General features: G+C 65.5%; 16 protein-coding genes. 15 read left to right on the top strand and 1 reads right to left on the bottom strand.

The window, feature by feature from the left end:
- Positions 1-35: 35 nt before the first annotated feature.
- The 3 genes from ruvC to ACW11F_RS09210 all read left to right on the top strand — a co-directional run bounded on the left by ruvC (position 36) and on the right by ACW11F_RS09210 (position 3,146).
- Positions 36-560 (top strand): crossover junction endodeoxyribonuclease RuvC, encoded by a 525-nt coding sequence (gene ruvC, locus ACW11F_RS09220; protein WP_456997083.1) that lies wholly within the window; start codon positions 36-38, stop codon positions 558-560.
- The gene (gene ruvA, locus ACW11F_RS09215) at positions 557-1,147 is read left to right on the top strand and encodes a Holliday junction branch migration protein RuvA (protein ID WP_456996606.1); all 591 of its coding nucleotides are present in this window, start codon (positions 557-559) and stop codon (positions 1,145-1,147) included. Before ruvC ends, ruvA begins: the two co-directional genes overlap by 4 nt.
- 85 nt (positions 1,148-1,232) lie before the next feature.
- Positions 1,233-3,146: a potassium transporter Kup gene (locus ACW11F_RS09210; RefSeq protein ID WP_456996605.1), complete on the top strand. Its 1,914-nt coding sequence runs from the start codon at positions 1,233-1,235 to the stop codon at positions 3,144-3,146.
- A gap of 22 nt (positions 3,147-3,168) precedes the next feature.
- On the opposite strand, the gene ACW11F_RS09205 is transcribed toward ACW11F_RS09210, so the two are convergent.
- A complete protein-coding gene (locus ACW11F_RS09205; RefSeq protein ID WP_456996604.1) occupies positions 3,169-4,044 on the bottom strand; it encodes a M23 family metallopeptidase in 876 nt (291 codons plus the stop codon).
- A 370-nt stretch (positions 4,045-4,414) separates the two neighbouring features.
- Between ACW11F_RS09205 and ACW11F_RS09200 the strand changes: the two genes are divergently transcribed.
- The 12 genes from ACW11F_RS09200 to ACW11F_RS09145 form a co-directional block, all read left to right on the top strand.
- Positions 4,415-4,834, top strand: coding sequence for a hypothetical protein (locus ACW11F_RS09200; RefSeq protein ID WP_456996603.1), 420 nt, complete (start codon positions 4,415-4,417; stop codon positions 4,832-4,834).
- Between the two features lie 69 nt (positions 4,835-4,903).
- The gene (locus ACW11F_RS09195; protein WP_456996602.1) at positions 4,904-5,284 is read left to right on the top strand and encodes a hypothetical protein; all 381 of its coding nucleotides are present in this window, start codon (positions 4,904-4,906) and stop codon (positions 5,282-5,284) included.
- 70 nt (positions 5,285-5,354) lie between these two features.
- Positions 5,355-6,236 carry a virB8 family protein gene (locus ACW11F_RS09190; protein ID WP_456996601.1) on the top strand — a complete coding sequence of 294 codons (882 nt, stop codon included), beginning with the start codon at positions 5,355-5,357 and terminating at the stop codon, positions 6,234-6,236.
- Positions 6,237-6,259: 23 nt separating this feature from the next.
- Positions 6,260-7,003, top strand: coding sequence for a TrbG/VirB9 family P-type conjugative transfer protein (locus ACW11F_RS09185; protein ID WP_456997082.1), 744 nt, complete (start codon positions 6,260-6,262; stop codon positions 7,001-7,003).
- On the top strand, positions 7,000-8,205 hold the full coding sequence (locus ACW11F_RS09180) for a TrbI/VirB10 family protein (protein WP_456996600.1): 1,206 nt from the start codon (positions 7,000-7,002) through the stop codon (positions 8,203-8,205). Before ACW11F_RS09185 ends, ACW11F_RS09180 begins: the two co-directional genes overlap by 4 nt.
- Before the next feature lie 11 nt (positions 8,206-8,216).
- Positions 8,217-9,251, top strand: a complete 1,035-nt coding sequence (gene virB11 / locus ACW11F_RS09175; protein ID WP_456996599.1) for a P-type DNA transfer ATPase VirB11 — start codon at positions 8,217-8,219, stop codon at positions 9,249-9,251.
- 88 nt (positions 9,252-9,339) lie between these two features.
- A complete protein-coding gene (locus ACW11F_RS09170; RefSeq protein WP_456996598.1) occupies positions 9,340-10,131 on the top strand; it encodes a lytic transglycosylase domain-containing protein in 792 nt (263 codons plus the stop codon).
- A gap of 26 nt (positions 10,132-10,157) precedes the next feature.
- Positions 10,158-10,553 carry a TrbC/VirB2 family protein gene (locus ACW11F_RS09165; protein ID WP_456996597.1) on the top strand — a complete coding sequence of 132 codons (396 nt, stop codon included), beginning with the start codon at positions 10,158-10,160 and terminating at the stop codon, positions 10,551-10,553.
- Positions 10,546-10,854 carry a type IV secretion system protein VirB3 gene (locus ACW11F_RS09160; RefSeq protein WP_456996596.1) on the top strand — a complete coding sequence of 103 codons (309 nt, stop codon included), beginning with the start codon at positions 10,546-10,548 and terminating at the stop codon, positions 10,852-10,854. Before ACW11F_RS09165 ends, ACW11F_RS09160 begins: the two co-directional genes overlap by 8 nt.
- Before the next feature lie 26 nt (positions 10,855-10,880).
- Complete coding sequence (locus tag ACW11F_RS09155) at positions 10,881-13,355, top strand: VirB4 family type IV secretion/conjugal transfer ATPase (RefSeq protein WP_456996595.1); 2,475 nt, start codon at positions 10,881-10,883, stop codon at positions 13,353-13,355.
- Positions 13,356-13,380: 25 nt separating this feature from the next.
- On the top strand, positions 13,381-14,163 hold the full coding sequence (locus ACW11F_RS09150) for a hypothetical protein (RefSeq protein WP_456996594.1): 783 nt from the start codon (positions 13,381-13,383) through the stop codon (positions 14,161-14,163).
- Positions 14,164-14,196: 33 nt separating this feature from the next.
- On the top strand, positions 14,197-14,592 hold a 396-nt coding region (locus ACW11F_RS09145), incomplete at its 3' end, for a type IV secretion system protein (RefSeq protein WP_456996593.1).

The following is a 14,592-nucleotide window of genomic DNA, read 5'->3' as shown; positions in this document are numbered from 1 at the left end:
GCGCGGGCGCCGCCACCGGCCGTGCCGCCGCCCCGTTGCGCATTCTCGGCATCGATCCCGGCTCGCAGCGCACCGGCATCGGCATCATCGACGTCGCCGCCGACGGACGCATGACGCATGTGCACAGCCAGCCGCTGGTACTGCTGGGTGCGGAGGACTTCCCGCAACGCCTGCGTCTGTTGCTGGACGGGTTGTGGGCACTGATCGACGCGCATCGGCCGCACGAGGTCGCGATCGAACAGGTGTTCCTGGCGAAGAACCCGATGAGCGCGCTGAAGCTGGGCCAGGCGCGTGGCGCGGCGATGGCCGCCTGCGTCGCGCGCGACCTCAAGGTGGCCGAATACGCCGCGCGTGAAATCAAGTTGGCGCTGGTCGGCAAGGGTGGCGCCGACAAGACCCAGGTGCAGCACATGGTCGGCGTGCTGCTCAACATTCACGGCAAATTGCAGGCCGACGCCGCCGATGCGCTGGCCGTCGCGATCACCCACGCGCACGTGCGCGCGAGTGCCGCGCGCCTGGGCGTCGGCGTGCGCCAGGCCTGGGGCAGGAGACAGCGATGATCGGCAGACTCAGGGGCATCCTCATCCACAAGCAGCCGCCCTGGCTGGTGGTCGACGTGCAAGGCGTGGGTTACGAGCTGGAGGCGCCGATGAGCACCTTCTACGAACTGCCCGCCACCGGCAGCGAGGTGGCACTGTTCACCCACTACGCGCATCGCGACGACACCGTGGCGCTGTACGGTTTCATCAGCGAGGCCGAGCGCCGGCTGTTCCGCGACGTGCAGAAGGTCAGCGGCATCGGTGCGCGCATCGCGCTGGCGATCCTGTCGGGGGCTTCGGTGGGCGAGTTCGCGGCGCGGGTGCAGGCCGGCGACATCGCCGCGCTGACGCGCATCCCCGGCATCGGCAAGAAAACCGCCGAGCGCATCGTGGTCGAGCTGCGGGATCGCGCCAGTGACCTCGTCGGTGGCGTCCCCGGCATCGGTGCAGCGCCAGGGGCACACGATCCGCTGTCCGAAGCGGTGATCGCCCTGCAGCAGCTGGGTTACAAGCCGGCCGAGGCCGAGCGCATGGCGAAGAAGGCGATGGCCGAGGGCGATGCGGTCGAGGCGATCATCCGCAAGGCCTTGCAGTCAGTGCTGAAGTAGGCCGCCAGCGGCATCCATGGCGCGCCGGCTGCAGGCGGGCGCGCGCAGGTCTATCATGCGCGCCTCACCGGCCACGACGGCATTGATGAAACCGAATTCGGCATCACCGGCATCCTCACGCGACACGCAGGGGCAGGCCGGACTGCTCGGGCTTGCGGTGGGCGCCATCGGCGTGGTGTTCGGCGACATCGGCACCAGTCCGCTGTATACCCTGCGCGAAGCGTTCAGCCCGCACTACGGCCTCGTCGCCGACCACGACACCGTGCTCGGCGTGCTCTCGCTGGCGTTCTGGTCGCTGATGCTGGTGGTCACGCTGAAGTACGTGACCATCATCATGCGCGCCGACAACGAAGGCGAGGGCGGGATCATGGCGCTGATGGCGCTGGCCCAGCGCACCCTGCGCAAGGGTTCGAAGTCGGCCTACGTGGTCGGCATCCTCGGCATTTTCGGCGCCTCGCTGTTCTTCGGCGATGGCGTGATCACCCCGGCGATCTCGGTGCTGTCGGCGATCGAAGGCCTGGAAGTGGTGGCGCCGCGCCTGCATGACTGGATCGTGCCGCTGACCGTGCTGGTGCTGCTGGCGCTGTTCATGGGCCAGCGTTTCGGCACCGAGCGGGTGGGGCGGGTGTTCGGCCCGGTGATGGTGCTGTGGTTCGCCGCGCTGGCGGTGATCGGCGTGCTCAACATCGTGCACGAGCCCGAGGTGCTGCAGGCGATCAGTCCGCTGTGGGCCGTGCGATTCTTCATCGAACACCATTGGCACGGCATCTTCATCCTCGGCGCGGTGGTGCTGGCGGTGACCGGTGGCGAGGCGCTGTATACCGACATGGGCCATTTCGGCGCACGGCCGATCCGCCGTGCCTGGTACTTCTTCGTGCTGCCGGCGCTGATGCTCAACTACCTGGGGCAGGGCGCGCTGGTGCTGGAGGATGCGGCGGCGATCGCCAATCCGTTCTACATCGGCGTGCCCGAATGGGCGCGCTGGCCGATGCTGGCGCTGGCCACCGCGGCCACGGTGATCGCCTCGCAGGCGGTGATCACCGGCGCCTTCTCGATCTCGCGCCAGGCCATGCAGCTGGGCTACATCCCGCGCATGCGCATCGTGCATACCTCGCGCGAAACCATCGGCCAGATCTACATCCCGGCGATCAACTGGATGCTGATGATCCTGGTGCTGGCGCTGGTGCTGACCTTCCGCACCTCGTCCAATCTGGCGGTGGCCTATGGCATCTCGGTGTCGATGACCATGTTCATCGATACCCTGCTGCTGTTCATCGTCGCCCGTGCACTGTGGCCGAACTGGCGCGGCTGGGTGTTGCCGCTGTGCGGCGTGTTCATGCTGGTCGAGCTGGCCTTCGTCATCGCCAACGGCGCCAAGGTGATGCAGGGCGCGTGGTTCCCGCTGGTGCTGGGCATCGTGCTGTTCACCATGCTGCGCACCTGGCGGCGCGGGCGCATCCTGCTGCGCGCGGAGGTGCAGAAGGACGGCATCCAGCTGGACAGCTTCCTGCCCGGGCTGATGCTGGCACCGCCGGCGCGGGTGCCGGGCACCGCGGTGTTCCTGACCGCCGACCAGGGCGTGGTGCCACACGCGCTGCTGCACAACCTCAAGCACAACAAGGTGCTGCACGAACACAATGTGCTGTTGACCGTGGAAACCCTGGCCGTACCCTATGTCGGTGCGGACAAGCGATTGGTGATCCACGCCATCGGCGACGGCTTCCACCGGGTGCTGGTGCGCTTCGGCTTCATGGAAAGCCCGGATGTGCCGCAGGCGCTGATGGCGGCCTGCGATCAGTGCGAGGAGCTGGCCTTCGACCCGATGGACACCACCTACTTCGCCAGCCATGAAACGGTGGTCGCGGCGTCGCGCCGCGGCATGCCGCTGTGGCGGCAACGGCTGTTCGCCTTCATGCACCGCAATGCCGCGCCGGCGACCGGCTTCTTCCATATCCCGGGCAACCGCATCGTCGAACTGGGCACGCGGGTGGCGATCTGAGTCCCGCGCGGCAGCGACGCCTTCAGTCGCTGCCGGCGGGCAGGCGCAACTCGCCGCGCTCGCCGACGATGCGCACCGGCACCGACCGCAGGCGCAGCCCGGCATTGACCTGCACCGCGAAATGCAGGTGCGGGCCGCTGCTGTAGCCGGAATTGCCGCTGCGCGCGATCACTTGCCCGACGGCCACCTGCTGGCCGGGGCGCACGCCGGCACTGCCGCGTTGCAGATGTGCATACAGCGCCATGCTGCCGTCGCCATGCAGCAGGCGCACGAAATTGGCTTCGTCGATGTGCCCCGGGCGGTCCGGATGGCGGTCTTCGACCTGCATCACCACCCCGGCACGCGCGGCCAGTACCGGCGTGCCGGGTGCGGCGGTGAAGTCGATCGCATGGCGGTTTTCCGCATCGGCATGGCTGAAGCGGCCGTGCGGCCCCTGGCCGACGCGTGCCTGGGCCAATGCCAGCGGGAAGCGGTAGGCGACATCCTGCGCGCTGACCGCCGGCACCCCGGGCACCGCGGTGAGCGTCAGCTGCAGCGCAGGGGCATGCTCGATGCGCGCCAGCCGGTGCGCGCCGCGGGTGCGCAACAGCGCCTGCAACGGCAAGCCCGGCAGCCCCGCGGCAGACTCGATGCGTACTTCCACAGGCCCGGCCAGATCGTTGTCCACCCACACCTCGCGCACAGCGTCCCGCGACTCGACGCGCAGGCGCACCGGCGCACGGGCTTCGTGGCGTGGCGGCGTCACCGCGTCCGGCTGCGGCGGCCAGGACAGCCACTGCGCCGCCACCGCGGGTGCCGCCGACAGCAGGCCCAGGATCAGCATGAAGCGGACCGGAACCGCCATGTCGCGGCGCAGCGCGCGCGGATGGCGGGATGGAGTGCGCGACGGCATCGACATGGGGGGATTATCGGCGAGGAAATTGCCCGCCCGACATGCCGGCTTCGGCCGGCCGCCGTGATCGCGGCCGATGCAGGCGGCAGCCCGGCCCGATGTGTGCGCCAGAGCCGCCGTGCCACGTCGAGGCTGCGGTGCATCCGGCATGCGCGAGCGCAGGTTTCGAGCCGGCCGGCTGTCCAGCCGGGGGCGCGTTCGCGCGCGGATTTGCCATTATGGTGGCAAGGTGGTTTGCTATGGCGGGTTCCGGAGAGCGCGGGAAGCGTGCCGCCGCGGCCGGACAGGACAGGGATTCGTGAAACGTGCGAGCGCCCTCGCCGGTGACAAACGTCAAAGGCGTGTGTTAGAAATGCGTCAAAGCTTGGGGAATGCCATGAAAAGGACTTGCGGCTTCATTGTTTCCGTAGCGCTGATTGCACTGCCGAGTGCGGTGACAGCCCAGCAATCCGGCCCGCCGTGCATGGGAGTCAGCACGCCCACCGGGTGCTACACGGAACTGAAAGACTCCAGCGGTCGTCTGTTCCGCGATAACGACCCTTTCCTGTTCTGCACCCAGGGCATGCGCGAGCGCCCGCGTGCATGGAATCCGCTCAAGCCGAGCCTGGGTCTGTGGATCGTCACGCCCGGCTATTGCATTGTCCCCTCCACCTCCTGCCCGTATCCCTATTCAATCAGCTGGAGCCAGCGCGAGGTCGATGGCGAACGGCTGTACCGCACGGTGTGTCCAGCCGCCATGCGCGAGGGCGCTTGGGAAGGTGAAGGCCAGCCCGACCGCACTCCGTGGGTACATTGAAAGATTGAACGAGGAAAGCTCGATATGAATTTTCGTGTTTGGCGTGCCCTGCTTGCAGGTGCAGCCGTCGTGTTGGCAGCGTGTGGCACCACGCCGGCGCCCGAATTCAATGGCAAATGGCGGCCGGTGAACCGTTTCTCCGCCGAGCCGCAGGCGATTCCGCTCAATCCCGCCTACACCTTCCATGCCACGCCGCTGGACGGCACGCTCCGGCAGCTGCTGGCACGCTGGAGCGAGGATGCCCGCCTCGGGCTGAGCTACCAGGTCGGCAATGACTACACGCTGCACGCGCCGGTTTCCACCGTGCGCACCACGTCCGCCGAGCACGCTGCCGCCGAGCTGGATCGCCTGTATGCCCCGCAGGGCGTGCAGATCACGCTGCAGAACGGCTCCTTCGTGGTGCGCCCGCGCCCGCAGCCGGAGGCAGCGGGCTCCCCCGACTCCCCGTGATGCCTTCCCGCCTGTTCCGCCCCGGCACCCCGCCGCCACGCGCTGCGTCCCCGCGGCATGAAGCACGAACATGAAATTCAAGAAAAAGCCTGCAACGGAAAAGATTGAACAGAAGGTCAGGAAGTCACAGGACTTCGAGCTGACGATAGCCGACATGGCGCGACGCAGCGAAAGGCGGGCGTGGCGCGTTGCCGGGGCATCGTTGCTGATGTCGTTCGGACTGGCCGCCGGCCTGTTCTACGTGGTGCCGCACATGGAGAAGCGCGAGCCCTACCTGGTCATGGCGGACTCGACCTCGGGAACCGCGACCCTGGCGCGCCTGAATGAAAGTGGCTCCTTCGACCGCATGAGCGCCAACAAGGCGGTCAACAACAGCAACGTGAGCCAGTACATCATCGCGCGCGAGTCCTACGAACCGGGCGGCTGGATTTCCGATCGCGACAACCGCGTGGTCTACACCATGTCCTCGGAGCAGGTGCGCAACGGCTATCTTGCCGAGCGCAGTCGCAACAACCCGCAAAGCCTGTTCAACCTCTACGGCACGCAGGCCGCGGTGCGGGTGAAGATTCTCAGTCTGGTGCTCAATGACGGCCCTCCCGGGCGGCCGCCGACCAGTGCGGTGGTGCGCTTCCAGCGCCAGCTTTACGAAGTCGCCACCGGCGCGCTGCGCCCGCTGGACAACAAGATCGCCAACATCGAATTCGTGTATCGGCCCGAGATCAAGCTGAACGAGCGTGACAGCATGGTCAATCCGCTGCGATTCCATGTCACCCGTTATCGCGTCGATCAGGACTTCACCACGCCGCCAGCCGAATTCGCCGCCCCGGCCCTGCAGCCGGCAAGGCCCGCGGGATCGGCCGCGGCCGATGCGGCGGTGGCGGCCGAAGACGCGCAGGATCAGGCACAGGATGAAGCCGGCGCGCAGCCGGACGAAGGGCAGGAGTCGCAATGATGAAAACGACGTGGTTCCGTTTGATGGCGGCGTGCGTGGCTGCCGGTATCGCCTGGGGCGCCGTCCCGCAGGCACGCGCACAGGCGATCCAGGAATATCTCTACGAGCCGGGCAAGATGTACACCATCCGCGCCGGGCTCGGCATCACCACCGCGATCGAAATCAGCCCCAACGAAAACGTGCTCGATTACAGCCTGGGCTTCAGCAGTGGCTGGGACGTGAGCCGCCGTGACAACGTGTTCTACCTGCGTCCGAAGAACGTCGATGTCGACACCAACATGATGGTGCGCACCGAAACCAATTCCTACATCTTCGAGTTGAAAGTGGTCGCCACCGATTGGCGGGCACTGGAGCAGGCCAAGCAGGCCGGGGTCCAGTACCGGGTTTCCTTCCGTTACCCGACCGACGCCACCTTCGCGGCGGTGGCCAAGGAGGCGCCAAAACCCGCGGAAGCCAATACCAGCCTCGATCCGACGCGGGTCTACAACTTCAATTACGAATACGCCACGCGCAGCAAGGCGTCCTGGCTGGTGCCGATCAACGTCTATGACGATGGCCGCTTCACCTATATCAAGATGTCCGACATGCGTGGCATCCCGACCGGGAACTTCCCGGCGGTGTTTGCACGCGAAAGCAAGCGCGGCCAGGAATTCCTGCTCAACACCACGGTGGAGAACAGCACCATCATCGTCCACGGGGTCTACCCGTTCCTGGTGATCCGGCAGGGATCCAACGTCATCGGCCTGCGTCGAGGTGCCTATCAATGAGCAGCAATTATCCCCCCGACTATTCCGCAAACCCGCAGGAGGGCAGGCCCGAAGACGCCGAGCGCCGGGAAGCGGGCCAGTCGAACCCCTACATGCAGCAGGGCGATGCCGGGCACGATCTGGATGAAGGCGCGCCCACGCTGACCGTCAACGAGGTTCGCCAGCTCAATCGCAAGGCCCTGTTCTTCCTGGCCGGCATCGTGCTGACCATGCTGCTCATGGCCTTCTGGTTCATGACCACGCTGACCAATCGCGACACGGGCGCCAGCCAGGCCACCGCACCCGCACCGGTGATCGAAACCCCCGAGTTGCCGGAGCAGCCGCCGGTGGCAGTGGCGCCGGTGGAAGTGATCACGCCTCCACCCCCGCCCCCGCCCCCGGTGCTGCCGCCGGACGATTACATGTACTCGGATGCGGGCGGCGGCCCGGCCGCGCCGGCGGGACCGACCGGCCCGAGCCTGCTCGAGCGGCGGATGGGCAACTCGCAGCTGCCGCCGGACGAGGGCATGCCGGGCCAAATCCCGGGCATGGGGGGGATGGATCCGGAGTCGGCCACCGCGGTGGCGACCGTTTCCACGCCGAAGACCAGCGCCAAGCGGCTTGCCAACCCGAATACCCTGCTGGTGCGGGGTACCTATATCCGCTGCGTGCTTGAAACCCGCATCGTGACCGATCTGGGCGGGGCCACCTCCTGCGTCGTCGCCGAGCCGATCTATTCGATCAACGGACGCAGCCTGCTGCTCCCGGTGGGCACCAAGCTGCTGGGCACCTACGGCAATGACACCGTGGCGCGCGATCGGGTGGCGGTGGTCTGGGATCGTGCGATCACGCCCACCGGCCTGGACGTGACCATGTCCAGCCCCGGCGTGGACAGCCTCGGTGGTTCCGGCCATCCCGGACAGCGCAACGCCCACTGGGGCAACCGCATCGCCACGGCGGTGCTGGTCAGCCTGATCAGCGACGCGTTCAAGTACGCCGGCGAAAAGCATGGGCCGCGCGGCTCGGTCTACTACCCGGGCAGCGGCATGGTGGTCGACCAGCCGTTCCAGAGCAATACCGCGCGTACCGTGGAAAGCCTGGCCCAGCAGGCGGTGCAGGACAGCGCACTGCGTCAACCCACCATCACCATCAACCAGGGCAGCATGCTGAACGTGTACGTGTCCCAGGACGTCGACTTCACCGGCGTGCTGAGCGGACGCTGAGGCAGGAGGGCGTGGAAGACGACGTATCCCCGGTTGCCCGGATATCCAACGAATTCCTGGATTACCAGTACCAGGTGCTGGGCATCCAGGAATATCTCGGCTCGCCGGACGTGACCGAAATCTGCATCAACCGTCCCGGGGAGCTGTACATCGAAACCCGTGACGGCTGGCAGCGGATCGAAGTCCCGACCCTGTCCTTCGAGCGCGCCCGGCAGTTCTGCACCGCGGTGGTCAACGAGAGCAACACCGGACAGCGCATCACCGATGCCGACCCGATGGTTTCGCTGACCTTCCCGACCGGGCAGCGCGCACAGTTCGTGATTCCCCCGGCCTGCGACCCGGGCAAGATCTCGATCACCATCCGCCTGCCGGCACGGCAGAACCGCACCCTGCAGCAATACCAGGACGACGGCTTCTTCGACGAGATCCTCGAAGGCGAGGGCGAGCTGAGCGAGCATGACAAGCACCTGCTTGCCCTGCGCGAGGCGCGCGACTACGGCGGCTTCTTCCGCCACGCCGTCGGCTACCGCAAGAACATCGTGGTTTCCGGCGCCACCGGCAGCGGCAAGACGACCTTCATGAAGTCGCTGGTCGACCACGTGGACCTCAACGAACGGTTGATCACCATCGAGGACGCGCGCGAGCTGTTCATCCCGCACCAGAATGCCGTCCACCTGCTGTATTCCAAGGGCGGGCAGAGCAGCAGCAACATCACCGCGAAGAACTGCATGGAAGCGTGCCTGCGCATGAAGCCGGACCGCATCATCCTGGCCGAGCTGCGCGGCGATGAAGCCTTCTACTTCATCCGCAATTGCGCCTCCGGCCACCCCGGATCGATCACCAGCTGCCACGCCGGCGACACCCGCCAGACCTGGGACCAGATGGCCTTGATGGTCAAGGCCTCACCGGAAGGGGCGGGCCTGGAGTTCGCCACCATCAAGCGCCTGCTGATGCTCACCATCGACATCGTGGTGCATATCAAGGCGCACGCCGGGCGACGCTACATCACCGGCATCGACTACACGCCCGATCGCGTGTTCGATTGAGCCGGCCGCGGCGCGGCATGGCGCTTGACTTGACTTGATCAGCGTGAATAATCCATAACTGGCAGGAAGCCGCAGGAGGTTCAGCACAATGTTGCCGGGCATGGAGTTGATGGGGTGCCAGATCGATGTTCCCGCATCGGTCATGCACCATGTGGTCAAGGTCGAGTCGTCCTACAACCCGTATGCGATCGGGGTGGTGGGTGGCCGTCTGGCACGTCAACCGCGCAACCTCGAAGAGGCCGTCGCCACCGCGGAAATGCTCGAGGCCCGCGGCTTCAACTTTTCCCTCGGCCTGGCCCAGGTCAACCGCTACAACCTCGCCAAGTACGGGCTCGCCAATTACCGTACCGCCTTCCAGACCTGCCCCAATCTCAACGCCGGCGCACGCATCCTGCGCGAATGCCATACCCGCTCGGGCGGGCATTGGGGCAAGGCGTTCAGCTGCTACTACTCGGGCAATTTCACCACCGGCTACCGGCATGGCTACGTGCAGAAGGTCGAGGCTTCCATGCTCGCCATGCGCAGTCCGGAAACGCCTTCGCTGGCGATCCCGGTGATCTCCAGCCGCAGGTCCGGCACTGCCGCCGCGCCCGCCAGCCGCAGCAGCCAGGCGGCAGCGGCGCCCACGCTGCCCGATGCCGTCCGGCAACGTGCCGAAGCCGTCACCGCTTCGCTCATCGAGCGGCGCGCCGGGCTGGCGGCTGCACGCGAACTGACCCCGGCCCAGGCGGCCGCCGCAGAGGCGTCATCCACGCCGGTTATGCTCAATGCCAGCGCCGACACCGGACCGGTGCCGGCACGCGCCACCGCCACCCCGGCGGCGACCCCTTCACCCTCCCCGCAAACGCCGAAGAATGGGGACGCGGCGTTTGTGTTCTGAACCAGCCCCGACAGGAACCCACGCAAATGAAGACTGCTCCCACCCAATCCATTCGCCCTGCCATCAAACGCTTCGGCAAGCTGCTGCTGTGGGCCGCAGTCCTGCTGCTGCCAATGGCGCTGGCCCAGGATGCCAACCTCGGTGAAGCCACCGACAAGATCTGCGGCGTGATGGGCAACGTGTACAGCATCCTCAAGGTCGCCTCGATCGTGATCGTGACCATCGCCATCATCTTCGCCGGCTACCAGATCGCATTCGCGCACAAGCGCATTTCCGATGTCGCGCCGATCCTGATCGGCGGCCTGCTGATCGGTGCCGCGAGCCAGCTGGCGGCGATGGTGATCGGTGCCGGCGATGACTTCAAGAAGAACTGCGCCACCACGACTTACGTGGTTGTCGAAAGCCCGGTGAGGAATGCGTAAGCACATCCTCTTTCGTGGTTGCACCCGGCCCCCGATGTTCCTCGGGGTGCCGTACGTGCCCTTTTTCATCGGGGCCGGGGGCGCCTTGCTGTTCGCCATGTACACCAACCTGCTGTTCCTGATCTTCGTGCCGGTGGTCATCTTCATCATGCGCATGATGGCCAAGCGGGACGAACTGATCTTCCGCCTGCTGGGCCTGTGGATGACCTTCCGCATGCGCGCGCGCAACATGCGCGAGCATGACGGCCTGCTGGTGCTGAACCCCAACCCCTACCGAAGCAAACCCGCCCGCAAGGACTGAGCGCCGGCATGCCTGCCTGACCCGACATGTTCAACCCCGACACCTCCAGCAGCGAGTTCATCCCCCTCTCCACCCATGTCTCGCCCACGGTGGTGAAGACCACGGGCGGGGATTTCCTGGTGGCATGGCGGCTGGAAGGCCTGCCGTTCGTCGGGCGCGAGGAATGGGAGCTCGAACACAAGCACGCCACCTTCAACCGCCTGCTGCAGACCCTGCGCGCGCCGGATTTCGTGAACGTCGCGTTCTGGGTGCATGACATCCGCCGGCGACGCACCATCGGCGATGGCGGCCGCTTCGCACAGCCGTTCAACCAGCAACTGTCCGACGAGTATTTCCAGTCGCTCTCGACGCAGAAGCTGATGCAGAACGAACTGTACCTGACCATGCTCTACCGGCCGATGCCGGAGAACCGGCACCTGCGCGAGAAGACCAGCGACCTGGCGCGGCTCGAAGCCGAGCAGAAGGAGGCGATCAGCCGCATCCAGGAGCTGGCCGCCAACGTGGAAGCGGTGCTGAAGGAATACGCCCCGTACCGCCTCGGCATGTACGAAGCCGACAACGGCGTGGTGTTCTCCGAAGTTCTGGAACTGTACGGCTACATCCTCAATCGCATCGACGAGCCGGTGCCGGTGCTCGATGCCCCGGTGAAGGACTACCTCGCGGTGAGCCGGCACCTGTTTTCCAGCAAGACCGGCGATTTCATCGTCAACACGCCCGAGGGCAAGAACCACTTCGGCGCCATCCTCAACGTCAAGGAATACCCGGAGGGCACTTGGCCGGGCATCCTCAATGGCCTGAAGTATCTCGATTTCGAGTACGTCATCACCCATTCGTTCAGCCCCAAGAGCCGCTATGACGCGCTCAAGGCGCTGGAACGCACCAAGGGCATGATGATTTCCTCCGGCGACAAGGCGGTGAGCCAGATCGCCGAACTGGACGTGGCGATGGACCAGCTCGCCTCCGGCAACTTCGTGCTCGGCGAGTACCACTTCATCCTCACCCTGTATGCCGCCTCGCAGGAGCAGCTCGGCCAGCAGGTCGCCGCGGCGCGTGCGGAACTGGCCAATGCCGGCTTCGTCTCGTCGAAGGAGAACATGGCGATCGCCGCCTCGTACTTCTCGCAGCTGCCGGGCAACTGGAAGTACCGCACGCGGCTGGCGAACGTGAGCTCGCTCAACTTCCTCGGCCTCTCGCCGCTGCACAACTTCGCCGGCGGCAAGCAGGACCGCAACCCGTGGGGCCCGTGCGTCACCACGCTGCAGACCACCAACGGGCAGCCTTATTACTTCAATTTCCATGCCACGCTGCCGGGCGAGGATTCGCTGGGCGAGAAGGCGATCGGCAACACGATGGTCATCGGCAAGTCCGGTACCGGCAAGACCGCGCTGATCAACTTCCTGCTCAGCCAGGCGCAGAAGTTCGACCCGGTGCCGACGATCTTCTTCTTCGACAAGGATCGCGGCGCGGAGATCTTCGTGCGCGCCTGCGGCGGCAATTACCTGGCCCTGGAAAGCGGCGAGCCGACCGGCTTCAACCCGTTCCAGTGCGAGCGCAACGAAGCGAACGTGCAGTTCCTCGCCGAGCTGATCAAGGTGCTGGCCGGCAAGCCGGACTACACCGCGCGCGAGGAAGAGGACATCTTCCGCGCAGTGGAAGCGATGCTGGACATGCCGCCGCACCTGCGCAGCATGAGCAACTTCCAGAAGAGCCTGCCCAACATGGGCGATGACGGGCTGTACGCTCGCCTTCGCAAATGGACCCAGGGCAACTCGCTGGGCTGGGTGTTCGACAACCCGATGGACACCATCGACCTGCACAAGGCACCGATCATCGGCTTCGACTACACCGACATCATCGAGAACCCCGAAGTGCGCGTGCCGGTGATCCAGTACCTGCTGCATCGGCTGGAATCGCTGATCGACGGCCGTCCGCTGATCTACGTGATGGACGAGTTCTGGAAGATCCTGGAAGGCAAGGGCGGGCTCAAGGAGTTCGCCAAGAACAAGCAGAAGACCATCCGCAAACAGAATGGCCTCGGCATCTTCGCCACGCAGAGCCCCGAAGACGCGCTGCACAGCGACATTTCCGCGGCCCTGATCGAACAGACCGCCACCCTGATCCTGCTGCCCAACCCCAACGCCAGCAAGGAAGACTATGTGGACGGGCTGAAGCTGACCGATGCCGAGTTCGCCGTGGTCAAGGAACTGGACGAGCGCTCGCGTTGCTTCCTGGTCAAGCAGGGCCACGCCTCGGCCATCTGCCAGCTCAACCTGCGCGGCATGGACGACGCACTGGCGGTGATCTCGGCCAGCACCGACAACATCGAAGTCCTGCACCGGGTACTGGAAGAGCAGGCCAGGAAACGCGGGATCGAAGTCGATGCCCTGCAACCGCAGGATTGGCTGGAAGAGTTTTACGAACAGCGCAAGGGCTCGGGCAAGAAGCGCTTGCGCGATACCGAACCGGGCTGGAACCGGCCCATGGCCAGCGCCACGGCTTGAGCATGAGAGCAAAGGAGAGACGAGGATGAACACGCACACGCACCGCCCCCCGCAGGGCCCCGCCCGGCGGCCTGCATCCCCCCGTCGTCGCTGGCTGCGCGACGGCCTGTTCACTGTCACCGGCATGGCACTGGTACTGAGCCTGTCGGCCTCCGCCGAGTGGCGAGTGCAGGACCGGGAAGCACGCAGCACGCTGAAGGAAATCCGTGATAGCAACACGATTGGTGGCAACAGCGGCACCAACGAGATCACCAAGGATCCGGGCGAGATGGAAATGAAGGGCCATGGTGGCCAGGCCATCGCCAATCTGGACAAGACCAAGATCACCCAAGCGCGGTTCGAGAACACCGAACGCTGCGGGAGTCGGCCCGGGAGGAAGGCCGAGGACGTGCACCGGCAGCAGTGGACGATCTGTACCGAAATCGTGACCACTGAACTGGCGCAGTACCAGTACTCGCTGGAGATGTACGCACGCGCCAAGAAGCGGCATGAAGACCTGGCCAAGCTCGAGGAAGAGCGCAACAATCTCAAGGGTTACCAGGATTACGGCAAGCTGCAAACCAACACCAACAAGATCCTGGCATTGCAGGCGCAGCTGCAGATCGACCACCTGCAGGACAAGACCTACATGGATGCCTACCACGCCCGCCTGCAATACCTGCGCGCCGCGCAGACCACGCTGGCGGATCGTGCACTCAATGGCACACGCGAGTTTTCATTGCTCGGCGCCGCAGTCGACTTGACGGCCGGCAAGGCCATGAAAGAGGCGTTGCGTGCGTCTCACACGGATCGTGCCCGCAATCGATGATGGGGTGAAGGGCTGAAACAGCAGGGGTGAGTGATGGATAGTGTCGCGCAATGGGCGTTCTTCAGGCTGATCTTCGACTTCCTTGACAAGGAAATCGTGATCTTCCAGGACAATCTGCTGTTCAGCATGGGGACTTGGGTGATGAGCATCATCATGGTGCTGGTGACGATCTGGATCATGATCCAGGGCTTCATGATCGTGACCGGTCGCTCGCGCGAGCCGATGATGGCACTGGTGACCGGTGCGCTGCGGGTGGTGCTGATCGTGACGGCGGCCAGTGCGCTGACGGCAGCGAACGATCAGGTGTATTCGACCCTGAGCAACGATGTGCCGCGCCACGTGACCAAGCTGGTGACCGGCAATGATGCGGATGCGGCAGCGATGATCGACAGCAACATCAACAAGATGTCGCTGGCGTTCGGGTTGATC

This window comes from Luteimonas sp. e5 (assembly GCF_054031035.1).
Note: the sequence above shows the minus strand (reverse complement) of the source record. Positions and strands in the feature narration are given on the sequence as shown.

Excerpts from the sequence above, each read along its gene's own strand:
- ruvA (WP_456996606.1), top strand. The coding sequence starts at position 557 with ATGATCGGCAGACTCAGGGGCATCCTCATCCACAAGCAGCCGCCCTGG.
- ACW11F_RS09210 (WP_456996605.1), top strand. The coding sequence starts at position 1,233 with ATGAAACCGAATTCGGCATCACCGGCATCCTCACGCGACACGCAGGGG.
- ACW11F_RS09205 (WP_456996604.1), bottom strand. The coding sequence starts at position 4,044 with ATGTCGATGCCGTCGCGCACTCCATCCCGCCATCCGCGCGCGCTGCGC.
- ACW11F_RS09200 (WP_456996603.1), top strand. The coding sequence starts at position 4,415 with ATGAAAAGGACTTGCGGCTTCATTGTTTCCGTAGCGCTGATTGCACTG.
- ACW11F_RS09190 (WP_456996601.1), top strand. The coding sequence starts at position 5,355 with ATGAAATTCAAGAAAAAGCCTGCAACGGAAAAGATTGAACAGAAGGTC.
- ACW11F_RS09185 (WP_456997082.1), top strand. The coding sequence starts at position 6,260 with ATGGCGGCGTGCGTGGCTGCCGGTATCGCCTGGGGCGCCGTCCCGCAG.
- ACW11F_RS09180 (WP_456996600.1), top strand. The coding sequence starts at position 7,000 with ATGAGCAGCAATTATCCCCCCGACTATTCCGCAAACCCGCAGGAGGGC.
- ACW11F_RS09170 (WP_456996598.1), top strand. The coding sequence starts at position 9,340 with ATGTTGCCGGGCATGGAGTTGATGGGGTGCCAGATCGATGTTCCCGCA.
- ACW11F_RS09165 (WP_456996597.1), top strand. The coding sequence starts at position 10,158 with ATGAAGACTGCTCCCACCCAATCCATTCGCCCTGCCATCAAACGCTTC.
- ACW11F_RS09160 (WP_456996596.1), top strand. The coding sequence starts at position 10,546 with ATGCGTAAGCACATCCTCTTTCGTGGTTGCACCCGGCCCCCGATGTTC.
- ACW11F_RS09155 (WP_456996595.1), top strand. The coding sequence starts at position 10,881 with ATGTTCAACCCCGACACCTCCAGCAGCGAGTTCATCCCCCTCTCCACC.
- ACW11F_RS09150 (WP_456996594.1), top strand. The coding sequence starts at position 13,381 with ATGAACACGCACACGCACCGCCCCCCGCAGGGCCCCGCCCGGCGGCCT.